The following is an 18,965-nucleotide window of genomic DNA, read 5'->3' as shown; positions in this document are numbered from 1 at the left end:
CGCACCAGATGCCAGCAGGAGTAATGGGAGCAGAATATCCGGGCCATCAGATGCCGCATCAAATGCCAATGGCTCAAATGCCGCACCAGATGCCAACGGGTGTAATGGGAGCAGAATATCCGGGCCATCAGATGCCGCATCAGATGCCAATGGCTCAAATGCCGCACCAGATGCCAACAGGAGTAATGGGGGCTTCCCATGATTGTGGCTGCGGAGGACCGCAAATGGGTCCAGGATTCGGCCCAGGATACGGAGCAGGTCCAGGTTATGGCCCAATGGGCGCGCAGCCATTCGGCATGCCAAGAAATTTTGATGAAAGCAGTGAATACGACGGTTAAAAATGGAGGAGACGATTTCTTTAAAAATCGTCTCCTCACCTATTTTCAGGATCAGTTTTCCTTTGAAATTAAAGAATTAAAACCAATTCGAAAACAAGTGTATCTGGTCAGGACAGATGATCGAGTCTTTATATTGAAGGGGTTTTCTTCCTATCATCGCTTAAAGCTTCAGGAAGCCTTTACAGCGTCACTATTAAATGAAGGGTTTGCAAAGACATATTCTTTTTATGAATTTGCAAAAGAGCCCCCTTTGTTCTTTGAACGCACTTATTATGGGTGCCTGGAGTATATTCAGCCCTCGGGAGAAACATTTTCTTATCATTTAAAAAAAGATCGATTAGAAGGCCTTGAATTGCTGAATTTATTTCACGATACTTCAGAAAAACTTGTCAGCCGTTATCAAACAGTTGTGCCCTTTTTTAGGCAAGCAGAAAAATGGAGGGAAAGAGCCTCCTTATTTCTTAATAATCTTCCTGTTATAAGATATTTTGTCCAAAAAGAAATTATTAATGAATTATTATCATGGGCTGATTGGTCCTTAAAAGGGATCGAGGAGGAATCCGGGCTTTTCCAATCGGGCAGGCAAGTTATCCTTCACGGTGATGTTGCACATCATAATTTTTTAAGGTCGAGGAATAATTCATTGTATCTGCTTGATTTTGACTTGATTGCAAAAGGAACCCCACACTCAGATTATCTCCAGTATGCAAACCGTATCCTTCCATTTATGAAGTGGTCATTTGAAGATTTGGGGAAATACCCAATAATTAAACAATATATGGATGAAAAAGGGTTCCTATTTGCACTTGCTTTTCCTTCAGATATATTCAGGGAGTGGAATAGAGTCATTCGAGAAAGAACCTATCTCGATCCGGTTAAAATACGCCCTGTCCTGGATTTAACAGTTGGACAATTTGAAGAAAGACATCGGTTTATACATGCTCTGAAAAAAGCGGCAGATAATTAAAGAGAAGCCATATTGAAATTGGACGTAAATGACAGAATGAAAGCCTCCCTACGCTCACAAGCTAAGAAGGAGCAGATATGCTCATGCTTGTAATATTAGCGAGGGGGGTTTTTCGCTTGCACAAGAAACTAATTGCAGTCCCGCTGGCTGCCTTAATGACGATGGGGGTTACAGGCTGCGGAGAAAATGACGAAACGGCAGTTCAGGACCGGTACAATGAACAAGGACAGCCGATGGGCTATTATTCGAATGAAAACCATGGAAACCGCGGAGGGAATGTCCGGGTTGAAGATGGAACCGACAATGATGGCCCGCTAACAGAAATTATGGATCACACTTTTGGCGCTGAAGGAAGAAACAACGGATATAACCGCAACAATAATACAATGCGTGTAAGGGATGAAAATACTGGAAATCCTACAGTGCCTCTTGCTGACCGGGATCGAAACTTCTTCCAAAAAGATAATCGTTTTAGCCATAGTGATGCAAATTACCATGGACATCTCGATGACAATACACGCAGAGCAAAGAATTCATACTACCAAGCTTACGAAGGTGAGCTTGCTGAAAAAATTGGCAATGTGACAGCGTCCATTCCAAACGTTGAGGATGTACGCTCAGTGACCTATGGAAGCAATGTTTTGATTGCTGTTGACTTAGCGGATTATAACAAAGAAGAAGAAACAAAAGCCTCCATTCATGAAGCCGTACAGCCATATCTTCGAGGAAGGTCCGTGACCGTTGAAACGGATGAGGGAACTTTCAGCCGACTTAGAAACATTGATAATAATCTGCGTGACGGCAACCCAAGGGAACAAATTGATTTGGATTTGAAGAATCTGTTCCGCAGGGAAAGATAATATAAATTAACCGAAGGAGCAAAGCCAAGTGCTTTGCTCTTTTTATGCTGTGTAAAGTCTCATCGCAGCTGGCAATCTTATTAAACAAGGTTTTATTATAGCAGGATAAACAAGAAAATATTGGTCACACTAATAATAAAGAACAGAGATAGAAAATTGCGTAATGGATGCTAAAGCAGAAATTACATTTTTAGTCGAGGTGATCGATAATGAGAACCATATGGGGCTTGCTCATTATAGGATTTGCTGCCTATACCATCTTCTTTAATTTAGAGTGGAGCGGCATTGGTTACGAGAATAGCGATTCTGTCTATGCCATGGAAAAAAAGAACGAGAATCGGTCCATTGAAGGCTCGCTTCAAATGAAAGTGATATTGGAAAGAGTATATGTAGACGGAGAAGTGAGCCAGGAAACGAAAAATGAGACCATTTGGACAATGGAGGATTTTTGGGCAAAATATGAACAATGGCAATTAGTTGATATGGATATAGATTATATGGTGTTTCGCAGGCAAATGGATGATATTTCTCCATTATTAAAAACGAATGGCTATTTTGGGATTACCGATGACGGTACCTTAACCATATTTAATGGCCGTCCGCAGCGGACGAATATTATCCAGTCCTTTTTCCAAATTGATTTAGGGAAGCTGGAAAGCACGAAATGCAAGGAATTGAAAAAAGGGATTCCAATAATGACAAAGGATCGTTATATAGAGGTTCTTGAAACATTCAAAAGTTATTCTACAGAGGAGAAGCAGGCAAATTAACATAGCTGGAGACTGGCACAACGCCGGTCTTTTATTTTGGAGGCTCCATTAAGCTTGAATGCTGCATCTCCGCTTCGGGAACTCAGCAGAAATTCAGCGGGCAGAATTTATAAGCAAAAAAGCAATTTATAAGAAAAGAGCCCTTTTTATGGCCTTGACTCATTTTGTATGAAACCTCTCCAATTTTATTCAGCATTTATTAAATATCTCAACTTTTTTCTTCGTGGCTCAAATATTGTATGATACAATGAGGTACAGCTAAATCAGGGGAGAGAAAGGCATTGTTTGAATTTGTAAAAGGCAAAGTGGAATATATTGGGCCGGAATATGTGGTTATTGAAAACAACGGGATCGGCTATCAAATTTTAACGCCTAATCCATTCAGCTACACTCCAGAATTTGGACAGGAAGTAAGGATTTATACTTATCATTATGTAAGAGAAGATATCATGGCTTTGTATGGCTTCCATTCCAGGGAGGAAAAGACCCTTTTTACGAAGCTGCTGAATGTTACAGGTATTGGGCCAAAGGGTGCCCTGGCTATTTTGGCTTCAGGTGAACCGGAACAGGTCGTCCAGGCAATTGAAAATGAGGATGAAGCATTCCTTGTTAAGTTCCCTGGTGTTGGAAAGAAAACGGCAAGGCAAATGATTCTTGATCTTAAAGGGAAACTGCCAGACATCGTACCAGACTTTTTCCCTAATTTATTTTCAGCAGATAAAATCCAGCCTGACCAATACGGTGCTGCAGCCGAATTGGAAGAAGCTTTGCTTGCGCTGAAGGCACTGGGCTATTCAGATAAGGAACTGAAAAAGATCACACCTGATCTGAAAAAGGAAAAGCTTACAACAGACCAGTACATAAAAAGGGCCCTTCAAAAGCTTTTAAAACTTTAATTTGGTTTAGCCGGACGCTGGCATATGCTGATTCTTGAAGAAGGTGATAAAAGTATGGAAGAGCGGATCATTTCTGGTGAAGCAGACCTTCAAGATATCTCTTTTGAACAGAGTCTGCGACCGCAAACGCTTAAACAGTATATCGGACAGGATAAAGTTAAGGAAAACCTTGAAATTTTTATCAAAGCTGCCAGGATACGCGAGGAAACGCTAGATCATGTCCTTCTATATGGACCTCCTGGTTTGGGAAAAACAACGCTGGCCGCTATTATTGCTAATGAGATGGGCGTTAATATCAGAACAACTGCCGGCCCTGCTATTGAACGGCCTGGGGATTTGGCAGCAATTCTAACTGCACTAGAACCCGGAGATGTGCTGTTTATTGATGAAATTCATCGGCTGCCCCGTTCAATCGAAGAAGTTCTTTATCCGGCAATGGAGGATTTTTGTCTGGATATTGTTATTGGGAAAGGTCCTAGCGCGAGATCAGTAAGGCTTGATCTCCCTCCTTTCACACTTGTAGGAGCAACTACAAGGGCTGGGTCATTATCAGCTCCTTTAAGGGACCGTTTTGGTGTTCTAAGCAGACTCGAATACTATACAGAAATGCAGCTTACGGATATCGTGGTCCGTACTGCTGAGGTTCTGAATACAAGCATTGACGAAAAAGCAGCAATAGAGGTGGCGAGACGGTCAAGAGGGACTCCGAGAATTGCCAACAGGCTTTTGCGCAGAGTCAGGGATTTTGCACAGGTTAAGGCTAATGGCACTGTGGATGAACAGCTGGCAAAAGAAGCCTTGGAGCTTTTGCAGGTTGACCGTTTAGGTCTCGACCATATTGACCATAAATTATTAAGAGGGATTATTGAAAAATTCCGCGGAGGCCCTGTTGGCCTTGAAACAATTGCCGCCACGATTGGAGAAGAAGCACATACAATTGAAGATGTATACGAACCATATTTATTGCAGATTGGTTTTCTTCAGCGGACACCGAGGGGCAGAGTTGTAACAGATCTGGTGTACCGCCATTTCCAAATGGAGGTGCCTGCCGATTGAGCGGGAAAAGAAAAGCGGAAGCCCCTCAAATAATTGAACTTCAACGTTCGCCACGTCCTGTGGCGAACGTTGAAGTCAGCACATCCTGTGCAAGTCAGGCAAGCATAAGACAAAGCACGCAGGAAATCCTGATATCTGGAGTGATTTGGCTTATGACTCGAGGAGCTAGGGGCTGGAGCTGGACATGAATAGTAAATGGCTGATGGTTATTGGTGCCATTATTTTTGCAATCGGGTTTCTAAGTCAATTTTTTAATATTGGCAAACTGCCGGGGGATATTGTAATAAAGAAAGGCAATACGACTTTTTATTTTCCGATTGTTACGTCGATATTGCTTAGTGTTATTTTATCTGCCATCTTTTACATTCTTGGCAGGTTTCGATAATTTAAGGATGAATGAATAACAGATAGGGTGACATCATGAAGGTAGATTTATTTGATTTTCATTTGCCGGAGGAATTAATTGCACAGACACCTTTGGCTGAACGGACAAGCAGCAGGCTTATGGTTCTTGATAAAAAAACCGGAGAAATACAGCACGGTGTTTTTAAGGATTTAAAAAATCATTTAAAGGCAGGGGATTGCCTTGTATTAAATGACACCCGAGTGCTTCCGGCCAGGCTTTTTGGGGAAAAAACCGGAACTGGTGCAAAGATCGAAGTGCTCCTTCTTAAACAGCTCGAAGGCGATGCCTGGGAAACGCTTATTAAACCAGCCAAAAGAGTTAAAGAAGGAACAGAGATCACGTTCGGGAATGGCAATCTGACTGCGGTTTGTACGGGAACTTCTGACCATGGCGGCAGAATATTGGAGTTTAAGTATGAAGGGATTTTCTATGAAGTGCTGGAGCAATTAGGAGAGATGCCTTTACCTCCTTATATTAAAGAACAGCTTGATGACCGTGAGCGTTATCAGACGGTGTTTGCCCGTGAACGAGGTTCTGCGGCCGCACCGACAGCCGGCCTACATTTTACAGAAGAGCTCCTGGATGAAATCAAAGAAATGGGTGTGCATATTGCGTTTATTACTTTGCATGTCGGGCTTGGAACATTCAGGCCTGTCAGTGTGGAAGATCTGAATGAGCATGAAATGCATGCAGAATTTTATCAGGTAACAGAAGGTACAGCCAGGCTTTTAAATGAGGTGCGTGAACAGGGTGGAAGAATTATCAGTGTAGGCACAACCTCCACGAGGACATTGGAAACAATCGCTTCCGCCCATAATGGCAGATTTGAGGAAGCAAGCGGCTGGACCGATATTTTCATCTACCCGGGCTATGAATTTAAAGCGATTGACGGGATGATTACAAATTTTCACTTGCCGAAATCAACCCTTATCATGCTGGTAAGTGCATTGGCTGGCAGGGAAAATGTGTTGAATGCCTATAATAAGGCTGTAGAGGAGCGTTACCGATTCTTTAGTTTTGGAGATGCTATGCTCATATTGTAACAAGAAATTTTATAATTTTATATCTAAACTTCGATAACTTTCTAGCTCAGGAGCGCCACCTGCTCTAAGGCATCACTCGATAAGCAGGCGCTCTGCGCTTTTAATGGAAGGAGAAAATACAACTTGACTGCAATTCGTTATGAATTAATTAAGACATGCAAGCAGACTGGTGCCCGCCTGGGGCGTGTCCATACGCCGCATGGATCTTTTGAGACACCCGTGTTTATGCCTGTAGGGACCCTGGCTACGGTGAAAACGATGTCCCCTGAAGAATTGGTTGAAATGGGTGCGGGCATTATTTTGAGCAATACCTATCATCTCTGGCTCCGTCCAGGCCAGGAAATCGTTGAAGAAGCAGGGGGCCTTCATAAATTTATGAATTGGGACCGTGCTATTCTGACAGATTCCGGCGGGTTTCAGGTATTCAGCCTAAGTGAATTCCGCAAGATTGAAGAGGAAGGCGTTCATTTCCGGAATCATTTGAATGGAGACAAATTATTTTTATCACCGGAAAAAGCGATGGATATCCAAAACTCGCTTGGTTCTGATATTATGATGGCATTTGATGAGTGCCCCCCTTACCCTGCTTCATATGAATATATGCAGAAATCTGTTGAGAGAACATCGCGATGGGCAGAACGCTGTTTGAAAGCCCATAAGCGGCCTAACGATCAGGGGCTTTTTGGAATTGTACAGGGTGGAGAATATGAGGAGCTTCGCAAACAAAGTGCAAGAGACTTAACATCTCTTGATTTTCCAGGATACGCAGTAGGAGGCTTGTCCGTAGGAGAGCCTAAGGATGTCATGAACCGTGTACTGGAGTTCACAACACCGCTGCTGCCTTCTGGCAAGCCAAGATACCTTATGGGAGTCGGGTCTCCGGACTCATTGATTGATGGTTCAATCAGAGGCATTGATATGTTTGATTGTGTACTTCCTACACGTATTGCGAGGAATGGAACATTAATGACAAGCAATGGCCGATTAGTCGTCAAGAATGCGAAATATGCCAGAGACTTTGGGCCAATCGATGAAAATTGCGATTGTTACACCTGCCGAAATTACAGCCGTGCCTATATCAGGCATTTAATCCGCTGTGATGAAACATTCGGAATAAGACTTACAACTTACCATAATCTTTATTTTCTGCTAAAATTAATGGAGCAGGTCAGACAAGCGATCAGAGAAGATCGTCTCGGTGACTTTAGAGAAGAGTTTTTCGAGCGGTATGGGTTCAACAAGCCCAATGCGAAGAACTTTTGATATTTAAGCTTTGTTAAGCTAATGAATGATTTAGCATTGAGTTGGTAGGTGCCGAAGTGAGAGATCCTCGAAAATGGGGTCGTATTCTCTTTGTGCGGTGCTTATTAGAGGATTTTTTCAACGTTCTTCGGCCATTGGAGACCCCGCTGGATGCTTGAGTGGCTTTAAGCGAAAATCAACTCTTAAGTTTAACAGGGCAATAACAAAAACGGAGTGTTCTATCTAAGGGGAAAAAGCGGTTAATTGCATTTTCCTCAAGGTGGACAATCATTGAAAGGGGGGAAAACAATGGAGTTGCTAGGAACATTAGGACCATTATTGCTGATGTTTGTTTTATTCTATTTCCTGTTAATTCGTCCTCAGCAAAAACGCCAAAAGGCAGTTCAGCAAATGCAGAACGATTTAAAAAAGGGAGATAAGGTTGTAACAATCGGCGGTCTGCATGGATTCGTTGACGCAATCGACGAAGACAAAGTAGTCATTAAATGCGGTGACGGCAGCCGTCTTACATACGATCGCGCAGCTATTCGCGAAGTAACACAGTCAACTGGCGATGCTTTGGCTAAGTCTTAGTATCAATGAAGAAGAAGGCCTATATTTGAGGCCTTCTTCTTTTTTATGCTGTCCTTTTTGAATTAAGATTCACACCTAAAATACCGCCCATCATAGCGGTAAGCATGAAACAGGCATGGTAAATAATTTGCTCCATTGAAAACAGACGGTCATGTCCCAAATAGTGAAAAAGGAAGATAATTAACGTATAGACTAGCCCGGTCAATCCCCCAAGCAGCCAGCCTTTTTGCCTTCCTTTTCCGCCGGAAATAAATCCTCCTGCAAATAGAGAAATAAATGAAACAGCTGTAATAATATACTGTAAGGATGACTCCTGAAGTGAGGTAAAGCGAAGCAGCAGCGAAAAAATAAGACTCCCTGCAATGGCAATGGCGAAAATCGCAATAATCCCATAGAGCACGGCACTTCCAAAGTTCTTTGAATCTTCTATGTTGACCCTCTCCCTTCTTAAATAGAAATCGGAATAGCCTTGTAAGCCCCCGGCTGTCCAGCTTTTTCCCTAGTACAAGCATATTCACGCCAAGCAAAATTAGAATCTAAAAATTGTGATGTTTCAGCAATAGTGTGCATTAAGATAATTTCATAAAAAATCTCCGGCTGTGCAAGAATAATAAAGATTGCATCAAAAGGGGTGCTGTTCAGTGGAAGAATATTTAATAATAATAATTAGGACCTTGTTTTTATATGCATTAATTCTTCTTATATTTAGATTGATGGGCAAAAGGGAGATTGGAGAACTTAGTATTTTGGATTTGGTAGTTTATATCATGATAGCAGAACTTGCGGTTGTGGCAATTGAAAATCCTGATTCTCAAATCGTTAAAAATATTTTGCCGATGCTCCTTTTAATGATTGTTCAAATTGTTTTAGCTTTGTTTTCCCTTAAGAGCAAAACTTTCCGGGATGTGGTGGATGGCAAACCGACTATCATTATTAACAAGGGAAAAATTGACGAAAATGCAATGAGGAAACAAAGGTATAATTTTGATGATTTGCTGCTGCAGCTAAGGGAAAAAGATATCGCCAAAATCTCTGATGTTGAATTTGCCATTCTGGAATCTTCCGGAACTTTATCAGTATTTGAAAAAAAAGGCAGCAAAGACGGAGGAATAACCATACCCTTGATCATTGATGGGGCAATTCAAAAAAGCAATCTCGAAAAAATTAACAAGAATGATTTTTGGCTGCGGCAGGAGCTTAGAAAGCAAGGATATAAAGAGATATCCAAGATCTCCTTCTGCAGCTATGAAAATGGCCAATTTTATGTAGACCTGCTGGATGAGCGGAAATGAATTTGAAGGTAATGAAAAGGGCTGCTCAAAAGGATAAAAACCTAGCAGGAGCCGCCCTTTCTATTTTACATTCAGAAAAGATGCATTTCTTTAAATATCGAGAACTGGCGATCTTCAAAAAGGGAAAGTGTGCCCCAAGGAATCTTCCCTGTATAATGTCCCGGGAACGAGTGGATTTACCTGTTCTGAATGACCCTCTGCTATTCTTATTTATCTAAAAGCAAATTTTGACAGCAGTTTGCCAACGAATGGAATCCGAATAAGTTCATTCTTTTTAATTAAGCCAAAGAGTAATAAAAGCAAGAAGTAAAGGGCAAAAATGACAGATGAAATGAAAATGACTCTTATGGCTGTATTTATGTTTTGAGGGAGCAAATTATTCAGCAGCCAGAAACCCATGCCTCCGGATAAGCCCATTGCAATAAACGTTTTTACATAATCCCTAACGTAAAATGTAAATGATATTGTTTTTAGCACGGTCGCAAAATGGAGCATTGTAACCAGAACCGTGCCAACCAAAATGCCCATTGCGACACCATTTATGCCGAAAGCTGGCTGGCTGGCCAGAAGGAAAATAACTGCCGTTTTTACGATTGCGCCAATTAAACTGTTGATCATTGCTGCTCTCGCCAGGTTTAATGCCTGCAAGGTTGCCTGAAGAGGACCCTGATAATAATAAAAAAGGAAAAAGGGAGCCATTAATTTAATAAAATGTGAACCGCTGGAGGAACCGTACATAACTTCCATCAGCTGATCAGAAAGGACATACAGGATCACCACTGCTAATCCTCCTGTAATAAAGGCAAAACGAAGTGCCTGCTGGAGCCTGTATTCAATAAGGCCCATATTATTTTGGGAGTTTGCCTCACTGATTGCCGGGACCAGGGAAGTTGATAAAGAGTAAGTAATAAAGGATGGCAGCATTAAAAGAGGCATTGCAAAGCCAGTCAGCGCACCATATTGTTTCGTAGCCGTGATCGCAGCTACCCCGGCAAGTGCAAGGCTCTGAGAAACAACAATCGGTTCAAAAAACCAAGCGACAGATCCGATCATTCTGCTTCCAGTTGTCGGCAGTGCAACCGTCATCAATTCATTGAATGTACTTTTTCCGGATTGGACATATTTGAAAAATTGTTTCCTCACTCTGAATTTCTTTTTTAATTTAAAGGTAGTCAATAAATAAATGAGAGAAGCAAGTTCCCCTATAATAGCCGCCAACATTGCTCCTGCTGCTGCATATTCAATTCCAAAAGGAAGGAAAGCCTTTGTTAGAACGGCAATCAGGCTGATTCTGATGATTTGTTCAATTACTTGGGAATATGCAGCGGGTTTCATATTCTGCCTGCCCTGGAAATAACCCCTTATAACAGACGAAATGGCTATGATCGGCACAATTGGCGCTATGGCCATCAAAGGCCACAGCGTACGTTTATCAGTAAATAGCGTTTCTGATAGAAATGGAGCCAGCAAAATTAAAGCTGGAGTAAAAATTACAGAAAGTGAAATAGTAGTTGCTAATGAAACAACTAGTATTTTCTTGATTTTTGCTGTATCTCCACGTGCTTCAGCCTCGGCAACGTTTTTGGAAATGGCCACTGGCAGACCAAGCTGGGTAATGGTGACAACAAGAATCATGGTTGGAAAAGCCATCATATAAAGGCCGACTCCCTCTTCTCCAATAAATCGGGCAATGACAATCCGGTTAATAAATCCCAGGACCCTGGTCACCAGGCCTGCAGCCAGCAGGATTATGGTACCTTTCAGAAATTTGGACATTCAACTCCCTGCCTTCTCAAAATGGGTGATATCATATACAATTAACTATATGCAAGACAGTGGACAAAGCATGACAGGCTATAGTAATTTCCATGCGATTTTGCGAAAGAAATTGGCGGCGGGGAGGCGGCTGGAAGTGAAAATGGGCCATGATTATGATTATTTTCGCAATGAGGTAAAGCCGGCGTTGGAGTGTAAACTGGATGAATTTCGTCTGCTTGGCTATCAGAAGGTGACGGAACAAGAGCTATGGGGATTCCTGACAAAGAAAAAGTGGAAAAAACCAAAAGAAAGTGTCAGGCTATTCGAAATTGTAGAGGACATAATGGCTGTTAAAGTCAGTGAATTCATCCATTATGCAACGATTGAAGCATTCAAAGGCTCAGATTTTACTCTTGATAATGAAGAGGAGAGAAGGGAATTATTAAAATAAATTTACTTTATCCATATATTTCAATTTTTAACATGTTCTTTGACAAATTGACAGGTTTTGCAATCTGTTTCATAATTAAACATGGAGTTAACAGCCGGTACAGTCATTGTACATGCAAACATATATATGCAAAAAATTTGTGCAATATGGCGCATTGAGGACAGAGTGGAAAAGGAAGCATGCAATTTCCATGAAGTTTGTAATGCGGTTGTCTGTGTAAGCCCGTATGGTACAAAAATATCATGGCGCCTGTCATGATAGCAGCTTCAATTTATATGCCTATAGCGGGCGAGTAGCTAAGGAGGATTTATACATAATGGTAAAGCGCAGCCGTATCGTTGCTTTCTTCCTTATTGTTTTACTAATAGGGAGTTTGGCGGGAGCAACGACTAATAACATCTTAAAAAATATTAAGCTTGGCCTCGATTTGCAGGGCGGCTTTGAAGTGCTCTATCAAGTGAAACCTAAAGATGGGCAGAAAGTTAATAAAGCTGTTCTTGCAAGTACAGCCGAAGCCCTTGACAGACGGATCAATGTCCTTGGGGTCAGTGAGCCGAATATCCAGATTGAGGGAGATGACAGGATCCGTGTTCAGCTTGCTGGTGTAACAGATCAAAATAAGGCGAGGGAAATCTTATCTACCGAAGCCAATTTATCATTTAGGGATGTAAATGATCAATTGATGATGGATGGCTCAGACCTTGCTGAAAACGGAGCAAAGCAAACATTTGATGAAAACGGAAAACCTAGTGTTTCTCTGAAGCTTAAAAGTGCAAGCAAATTTAAAGATGTAACCCAGAAGATTGTTAATATGGGACCTCCAAATAACCTGCTTGTCATTTGGCTGGATTTCGAAGAGGGCCAGGATTCTTTCCAGGCTGAAGCTGGAAAGGAAGATCCGAAATATTTATCTGCACCGCAAGTAAGCAAAATCTTTAACCAGGATACGGTTTCCATTGTCGGGAACTTCACGATTGATGAAGCACAAACGCTGGCAGACTTATTAAATGCTGGTTCTTTGCCTGTACAGCTTGATGAAGTATATTCCACTTCAGTAGGAGCGAAATTCGGGGAGCAGGCAATGGACAAAACGATCCTTGCCGGCATTATTGGAATTTCGATTATATTCCTTTATATGATTGCAGTATATCGTTTCCCGGGACTTATTGCGACAATTACTCTATCCATTTACATCTATCTCATCTTGCTCGTGTTTGACTGGATGAATGGGGTATTAACACTTCCTGGCATTGCCGCATTAATTTTAGGTGTCGGTATGGCAGTCGATGCAAATATCATCACATACGAGAGAATCAAAGAAGAAATAAAAGTGGGGCGAACTGTCAAATCAGCATTCCAGGCTGGAGGCAAAAACTCTCTTTCTACGATCTTTGATGCCAATATTACGACAATACTTGCTGCGACAGTTTTATTCCTTTATGGGACAAGCTCTGTTAAGGGATTTGCCACTATGCTCATCATTAGCATTCTGGCCAGCTTCATCACAGCAGTTTATGGTTCAAGGCTGCTCCTGGGTCTATGGGTAAACAGCAAAGCATTGAATAAAAAACCAGGCTGGTTTGGGGTTAAGAAGAGTGAAATGAAGGATATTGCTGAAAACTTTGACACACTTGATTTGCCGACAAAGTATGATAAGTACGATTTTGTTGCCCATCGAAAAAAATTCTTTGTTCTATCTGGAGCTCTGATAGCTGCAGGAATAATCATTCTTGCTGTCTTTAGATTGAATCTTGGCATTGATTTTGTGAGCGGCACAAGAATTGAACAGCTTGCCAACGAACCATTAACGAAGGAAATAATGCAAAGTGAATTGGCCAAGGCAGGAATAGAAACAAGTGATATAGTCATCTCTGGCAATAATAATGAGGTTGGCGTGGCAAGATTAAAAGAAGTTATGACAAAGGATCAAATTGCAGACTTAAAGTCACAATTTAAAGAAGAGTTCGGTGCAGATCCAAATGTCAGCACGGTGTCTCCGACTGTAGGAAAAGAACTTGCCAAAAATGCATTAATTGCCCTGGCAATTGCTTCTGTTGGCATTATCATTTATGTCACCATCCGTTTTGAAATTAAGATGGCTGTTGCTGCAGTACTTGCCCTTCTTCACGATGCCTTCTTCATCATTGCAATATTTAGCTTTACACGACTTGAAGTGGATATAACATTTATTGCAGCGGTACTGACCGTAGTCGGTTATTCAATAAATGATACAATCGTAACTTTTGACCGCATGCGGGAAAATATGCAGAAGAAGAAAAAACTCAAGTCTTTTGAAGATATTGCCGATGTTGTAAACCGAAGCCTGCGCCAAACGCTGGGCCGGTCAATCAATACAGTTTTGACTGTTGTCATTGCAGTAGCAGCACTGCTTATTTTCGGAAGTGAGTCAATCAGAAACTTTTCAGTTGCATTGCTTATCGGTCTGATTGCCGGTACCTACTCTTCCATTTTCCTTGCAGCACAGCTATGGGCTGTATGGAAGGGAAAAGAGCTGAAGAAAAAAGGCGTTATTAAAACGGTTAAAGAAAAGCGCAAGATCAGTGACGAGCCACAAGTATAAACTGAAGCCTCAGGCAAAATGCCTGGGGTTTTTCTTGTTTCAATTAAAATCCTAAAACAGGAGGGCAGAAGCAGTTTAGTCTTCTATTAGTAAATAAAGGTTAATGATTCGGAGAAATAGGTTAAACTAATAACAAGTACAGGGAGGAAGGAAGTTAACGTTGGAAAAAAATGATCGTTTTAAGAAAGCTGAATTTGCTGCAATGATTGGCATCGTTGGCAATATCGTTCTTGCTGCCCTTAAATGGGGTGTTGGCGCCTATTCCGGAAGTAAGGCACTGGTAGCGGATGCGGTCCATTCAGCCTCGGATGTTGCTGGTTCCTTTGCTGTCTATCTGGGGTTAAAAGCAGCAAAACAGCCGCCTGATGAGGACCATCCGTACGGGCATGGCAAGGCGGAAATGATTGCAGCCATTATCGTGGCGGTCTTATTGTTCCTGGTTGGAATTGAGATTGGCAAATCATCTTTTGAGGCATTTTTTTCGCCAATTGAACCTCCAAAGACGATTGCCATTGCTGCAGTGCTTATTTCTATCATTGTGAAAGAAGCAATGTTTCGGTATAAATACAACTTGGGAAAAAAGCTAAATAGTGATGCATTAATAGTAAACGCTTATGAACACCGCTCGGACGTCTATTCTTCTTTCGCAGCATTAATTGGCATTGGCAGTGCTGTCCTTGGAGGCACGCTCGGAATAGGGTGGCTGGAATATGCTGATCCAGTCGCAGGGCTTATTGTTTCGCTCATGGTTATTAAAATGGCATGGCATCTGGGCAAGGAATCCATTCATAGCACCCTTGATCATGTCCTGCATGAGGAAGATACAATCGAGATGCGCAAAACTGCTGAATCAGTGAATCAGGTTAAAAGAATTGATGAATTGCATGCCCGGGAGCATGGCCACTATGTAATTGTTGATATTAAGGTGTCTGTTGATCCTGATATGACTGTAGAGGATGGACACCGGGTTGGAAAAGAAGTAAAACAAAGGCTGCTGGAACTTGAAAATGTGCAAAACGTCTTTGTCCATATCAACCCTTATAGCAAAGAAGGGGAACACTAGACAAAAAAGCAAGGGGAGAGAAGTATGAAAATCCAATGGGCTTTATTATTCGGTTTTTTATTTGCTTTAATAGTTGCTGTTTTTGCGGTGATCAATGTCGATAATGTAACGGTGAATTATTTGTTTGGGGAAAGCCAATGGCCATTGATTCTTGTGATTATAAGTTCCGTCATGATGGGAGGACTTATTGTGGGCTCTGTAGGCATTGTTCGGATGTACGCCCTGCAAAAGCAAGTGAAATTGCTAAAAAAGGAAAATGATAAATTGAAAGCCGAAATGGACAAACTGGAAGCAAACAAGAAAGAAGAATTGGAAAAAGAGCTGGATAGGGACATTCATTAGCAAAAGGCTCGGAATTCGATATCCGGGCCTTTTCTGCTGCTGTTGGCTGTAAAAATTCGATATTGCCAATGTTTTAATATTTTGCTGATGATCATAACAGTTTTTCTTTTTCCAAAATTGTATGGAATAACCCGGTTTTCTGTTATTGAAACCCCAGTCCCCCTCTTGTATAATTAATAAGCTGAGGGGTGAACGTATGTTACATTCAAGAACGCGATGGATTGTTCGGCAAACACAGGAAGAAAAAGTGCAGCAGCTGGCAAAGGAATTAAATATTGCTCCTCTTGTAGCGTCGCTATTAATAAATCGCGGATTGGATACCGCTGAATCAGCGCGGTATTTTTTATTGGATAAAGACCAGGAATTTCATGATCCTTTTTTACTGACAGATATGGAGATAGCAGTCTCCCGAATAAAAGAAGCGATTAAAAAACAGGAACCGATCCTAATATTTGGCGATTATGATGCGGATGGCGTCACGAGTACCTCAGTCATGATGATGGCACTAAGAGAGCTTGGGGCTAATGTCCAATTCTACATACCGAATCGTTTCACGGAAGGCTATGGGCCTAATATACCTGCCTTTACACATGCTGCTGAGACAGGTATTCGCCTGATTATTACAGTAGATACAGGCATATCAGCAGTTAATGAGGCGAGAGCAGCAAAAGAGCTGGGAATGGACCTAATCATAACGGACCATCATGAACCCGGGCCAGTGCTTCCTGAAGCATTGGCAATCGTCCACCCTAAGCATCCCGATAGCAAGTATCCATTTCGGGAATTAGCCGGTGTTGGAGTAGCATTTAAGCTGGCTCATGCCTTATTTGGGGAGATGCCTGCCCATCTTTTGGAAATCGCCGCCATAGGCACAATTGCTGACCTTGTACCCTTAAAAGGGGAAAACAGACTGATTGCAAGGCGGGGTATTCAAAAGCTCAAGTCAACTAAAAATATTGGCTTAACAGCTTTGTTTAAAGTGGCGGGTGTAGCGCTTCCTTCCATAACGGAAGAAACGATCGGCTTTTCTATCGCCCCTCGCCTCAATGCAGTTGGGAGGCTTGAAAGTGCAGACCCGGCAGTTGATTTGCTGTTGACGGATGATCCATATGAAGCTCAAACAATTGCCGAGGAAATTGAACATCTAAATAAAGAAAGACAAGCTATTGTCAATGAAATTGCCCAGGAGGCAATTAGGGAAGTTGAGACTAAATTTCCAATCAGCGAGAATTCAGTGATAGTTGTTGGCAAGGAAGGCTGGAATGCAGGTGTTATCGGAATTGTCGCATCCAAGCTTGTCGAAAAGTTCTACCGCCCGACAATTGTTCTTAGCTATGACCTTGAAAAAGGGCAGGCAAAGGGCTCAGCCAGAAGCATAGAAGGCTTTGATTTATTTAAAAATCTGTCCGAATGCAGGGAAATCCTTCCTCATTTCGGAGGGCATCCAATGGCAGCAGGAATGACTCTGGATATTGATTCGGTTGATGAGCTCAGGGAAAGGCTTAATGCGCTTGCCAATGATCAGCTAACCGAAGATGACTTTATTCCGGTAACGACTGTGGATGGTGTATTTGATCTCAAAGATATCAGCCTTTCTTCGATAGAAGAGATGCAATTGCTTTCTCCATATGGGATGGGAAATCCAAAGCCGAAAATCATGATAAAAGATGCAAGTATTGCCGGAATGAGAAAGATAGGATCCGAACAGAATCACATCAAGGTTACAATTGAAAATGAGGGCTGTTCTCTTGATGGGGTTGGATTTGGGCTTGGCCATCTATATGAACATATCTCGCCTTATTCCAAGCTGTCTGTAATTGGTGAGCTATCAATCAATGAATGGAATAATATCAAAAAGCCTCAAATCTTTTTGCAGGATATGGCGGTATACTCTTGGCAGCTATTTGATATACGCAGTATAAAGCGGCTTGAAAGGCTTCAAAGCGTAATTCCGGAGCAAAATACAATTTGGATTTTCTATAATGAAGCTAATGTTTCCAAATTCAGGACATATGCCGGCCAAAATCTGGTCAAAATAAGTTCTATAGAGGACGCTGAATCCCTGAAGGTGGATGGAGCAAACATCGTTTTGGCAGATTTTCCACCTTCAAAAGAAATGCTGTCAAAATTATTCTCAGGCAAAAAACCTGCCAGAATTTATGCTCATTTCTTTAAAGAAGACAGTGACTACTTCAGTACTATGCCAACAAGGGATCATTTTAAATGGTACTTTGCACTGCTTGCCAAAAAAGGTCCTATCGATATAAAGCGATATGGGAATGATATTGCCAAGCATAAGGGATGGAGCAGAGAAACTATAGATTTTATGTCACAAGTGTTTTATGAATTGGATTTTGTTAAAATAAACAATGGCGTTATTTCTTTAAATGACACATCGAATAAACGTGATCTGGCTGATTCTAGAACGTATCAGCTAAAGCAGGCACAATATATTCTTGAGAGCGATTTGCTCTATTCATCCTTTCAGCAGCTCAAAGACTGGTTTGATGAAATCATGCAAGGGGCTGTTAAATTTGAGGAGGCAAAGGAAGAAAAATGGATTTAAAACAGTACGTAACAATTGTTGAAGATTGGCCAAAGCCAGGAATTAAGTTTAAGGATATTACAACATTAATGGATAATGGCGAGGCGTATAAATATGCGACTGACCAGATAGTTGAATATGCCCGGGAAAAGCAAATCGACTTGGTTGTCGGACCAGAAGCGCGCGGCTTTATTATTGGCTGCCCTGTAGCCTACTCTTTAGGGGTAGGATTTGCCCCTGTCCGCAAGGAAGGGAAGCTTCCGCGCGAAACAATCAAGGTTAATTATGGCCTTGAATACGGAGAAAATGTATTAACCATTCATAAAGATGCCATCAAACCAGGACAAAGAGTTTTAATCACTGATGACCTGCTCGCAACTGGCGGAACAATTGATGCAACCATTCAGCTTGTTGAAGAACTGGGCGGAGTGGTAGCAGGGATTGCCTTCTTAATCGAGTTAACTTACTTAGATGGCCGCAAAAAACTGGATAATTACGATATCCTAACATTAATGCAATATTAAGCCATTCATTTATACTTCAGGAGAGCGCCGGATGAAACGGGTGCTCTCTTTTTCATTTAACAAATTGGATGTCCTTTGTATTGCCTTTATAAAAGGCTTCCATTTCCAATAGAGGAAAAACTAAAAGAATTTCCAACAAAATACGACAATTTTTTTGTTATTCCCATAAAAATAACAGTCTATCCCTTTACATCTTCACTTTTTTTTTCGATAATAGTAGCAATCATTTATTTTTTA

General features: G+C 41.6%; 18 protein-coding genes and 1 pseudogene. 17 read left to right on the top strand and 2 right to left on the bottom strand.

All coding sequences use genetic code 11. From position 1 onward, the window contains the following. The 10 genes and pseudogenes from L634_RS34090 to yajC all read left to right on the top strand — a co-directional run. A pseudogene (locus L634_RS34090) lies at positions 1–338 on the top strand (hypothetical protein); the annotation flags it as partial. Next, a complete protein-coding gene (locus tag L634_RS0128840; RefSeq protein ID WP_232233863.1) occupies positions 268–1,305 on the top strand; it encodes a phosphotransferase in 1,038 nt (345 codons plus the stop codon). The pseudogene L634_RS34090 and the gene L634_RS0128840, both read left to right, overlap by 71 nt. Positions 1,306–1,421: 116 nt before the next feature. After that, a complete protein-coding gene (locus L634_RS0128835) occupies positions 1,422–2,165 on the top strand; it encodes a YhcN/YlaJ family sporulation lipoprotein (RefSeq protein ID WP_026585351.1) in 744 nt (247 codons plus the stop codon). Between the two features lie 209 nt (positions 2,166–2,374). Continuing rightward, positions 2,375–2,935: an intercompartmental signaling factor BofC gene (locus tag L634_RS0128830; protein ID WP_026585350.1), complete on the top strand. Its 561-nt coding sequence runs from the start codon at positions 2,375–2,377 to the stop codon at positions 2,933–2,935. 281 nt (positions 2,936–3,216) lie between these two features. After that, positions 3,217–3,831, top strand: coding sequence for a Holliday junction branch migration protein RuvA (gene ruvA / locus L634_RS0128820; protein ID WP_026585349.1), 615 nt, complete (start codon positions 3,217–3,219; stop codon positions 3,829–3,831). Between the two features lie 54 nt (positions 3,832–3,885). Then, positions 3,886–4,887: a Holliday junction branch migration DNA helicase RuvB gene (gene ruvB, locus L634_RS0128815; protein ID WP_026585348.1), complete on the top strand. Its 1,002-nt coding sequence runs from the start codon at positions 3,886–3,888 to the stop codon at positions 4,885–4,887. A 184-nt stretch (positions 4,888–5,071) separates the two neighbouring features. Continuing rightward, positions 5,072–5,272 carry a DUF2905 domain-containing protein gene (locus tag L634_RS0128805; protein WP_026585346.1) on the top strand — a complete coding sequence of 67 codons (201 nt, stop codon included), beginning with the start codon at positions 5,072–5,074 and terminating at the stop codon, positions 5,270–5,272. Between the two features lie 35 nt (positions 5,273–5,307). Further along, a complete protein-coding gene (gene queA / locus L634_RS0128800; protein WP_026585345.1) occupies positions 5,308–6,336 on the top strand; it encodes a tRNA preQ1(34) S-adenosylmethionine ribosyltransferase-isomerase QueA in 1,029 nt (342 codons plus the stop codon). Positions 6,337–6,459: 123 nt separating this feature from the next. Further along, on the top strand, positions 6,460–7,599 hold the full coding sequence (gene tgt / locus L634_RS0128795; RefSeq protein WP_026585344.1) for a tRNA guanosine(34) transglycosylase Tgt: 1,140 nt from the start codon (positions 6,460–6,462) through the stop codon (positions 7,597–7,599). A gap of 288 nt (positions 7,600–7,887) precedes the next feature. Continuing rightward, the gene (gene yajC / locus L634_RS0128790; RefSeq protein WP_026585343.1) at positions 7,888–8,172 is read left to right on the top strand and encodes a preprotein translocase subunit YajC; all 285 of its coding nucleotides are present in this window, start codon (positions 7,888–7,890) and stop codon (positions 8,170–8,172) included. A 43-nt stretch (positions 8,173–8,215) separates the two neighbouring features. Here the strand turns inward: yajC and L634_RS0128785 are convergent, their stop codons facing one another. Further along, positions 8,216–8,572 (bottom strand): TIGR04086 family membrane protein, encoded by a 357-nt coding sequence (locus L634_RS0128785; protein WP_232233862.1) that lies wholly within the window; start codon positions 8,570–8,572, stop codon positions 8,216–8,218. Positions 8,573–8,813: 241 nt separating this feature from the next. Between L634_RS0128785 and L634_RS0128780 the strand changes: the two genes are divergently transcribed. Further along, on the top strand, positions 8,814–9,464 hold the full coding sequence (locus tag L634_RS0128780) for a DUF421 domain-containing protein (RefSeq protein ID WP_026585341.1): 651 nt from the start codon (positions 8,814–8,816) through the stop codon (positions 9,462–9,464). 210 nt (positions 9,465–9,674) lie between these two features. Here the strand turns inward: L634_RS0128780 and spoVB are convergent, their stop codons facing one another. Beyond that, the gene (gene spoVB, locus L634_RS0128770) at positions 9,675–11,240 is read right to left on the bottom strand and encodes a stage V sporulation protein B (RefSeq protein WP_026585339.1); all 1,566 of its coding nucleotides are present in this window, start codon (positions 11,238–11,240) and stop codon (positions 9,675–9,677) included. Positions 11,241–11,376: 136 nt separating this feature from the next. Here spoVB and L634_RS0128765 point away from each other — a divergent pair, with 136 nt between their 5' ends. The 6 genes from L634_RS0128765 (at position 11,377) to L634_RS0128740 (ending at position 18,728) form a co-directional block, all read left to right on the top strand. Then, the gene (locus L634_RS0128765; protein ID WP_026585338.1) at positions 11,377–11,673 is read left to right on the top strand and encodes a post-transcriptional regulator; all 297 of its coding nucleotides are present in this window, start codon (positions 11,377–11,379) and stop codon (positions 11,671–11,673) included. Between the two features lie 316 nt (positions 11,674–11,989). Next, positions 11,990–14,254 (top strand): protein translocase subunit SecDF, encoded by a 2,265-nt coding sequence (secDF, locus tag L634_RS0128760; RefSeq protein ID WP_026585337.1) that lies wholly within the window; start codon positions 11,990–11,992, stop codon positions 14,252–14,254. Positions 14,255–14,414: 160 nt separating this feature from the next. Beyond that, the gene (locus L634_RS0128755) at positions 14,415–15,317 is read left to right on the top strand and encodes a cation diffusion facilitator family transporter (RefSeq protein ID WP_026585336.1); all 903 of its coding nucleotides are present in this window, start codon (positions 14,415–14,417) and stop codon (positions 15,315–15,317) included. Positions 15,318–15,341: 24 nt separating this feature from the next. Then, complete coding sequence (locus tag L634_RS0128750) at positions 15,342–15,659, top strand: LapA family protein (protein ID WP_026585335.1); 318 nt, start codon at positions 15,342–15,344, stop codon at positions 15,657–15,659. Positions 15,660–15,855: 196 nt separating this feature from the next. Then, the gene (gene recJ / locus L634_RS0128745) at positions 15,856–18,225 is read left to right on the top strand and encodes a single-stranded-DNA-specific exonuclease RecJ (protein ID WP_026585334.1); all 2,370 of its coding nucleotides are present in this window, start codon (positions 15,856–15,858) and stop codon (positions 18,223–18,225) included. Next, on the top strand, positions 18,216–18,728 hold the full coding sequence (locus tag L634_RS0128740) for an adenine phosphoribosyltransferase (protein WP_026585333.1): 513 nt from the start codon (positions 18,216–18,218) through the stop codon (positions 18,726–18,728). Before recJ ends, L634_RS0128740 begins: the two co-directional genes overlap by 10 nt. Positions 18,729–18,965: the final 237 nt, after the last annotated feature.

Origin of the sequence: Bacillus sp. J33, assembly GCF_000518885.1 — a bacterium.
GTDB lineage: Bacteria > Bacillota > Bacilli > Bacillales > Cytobacillaceae > Cytobacillus.
This window is presented reverse-complemented; position numbering and strand designations above follow the sequence as displayed.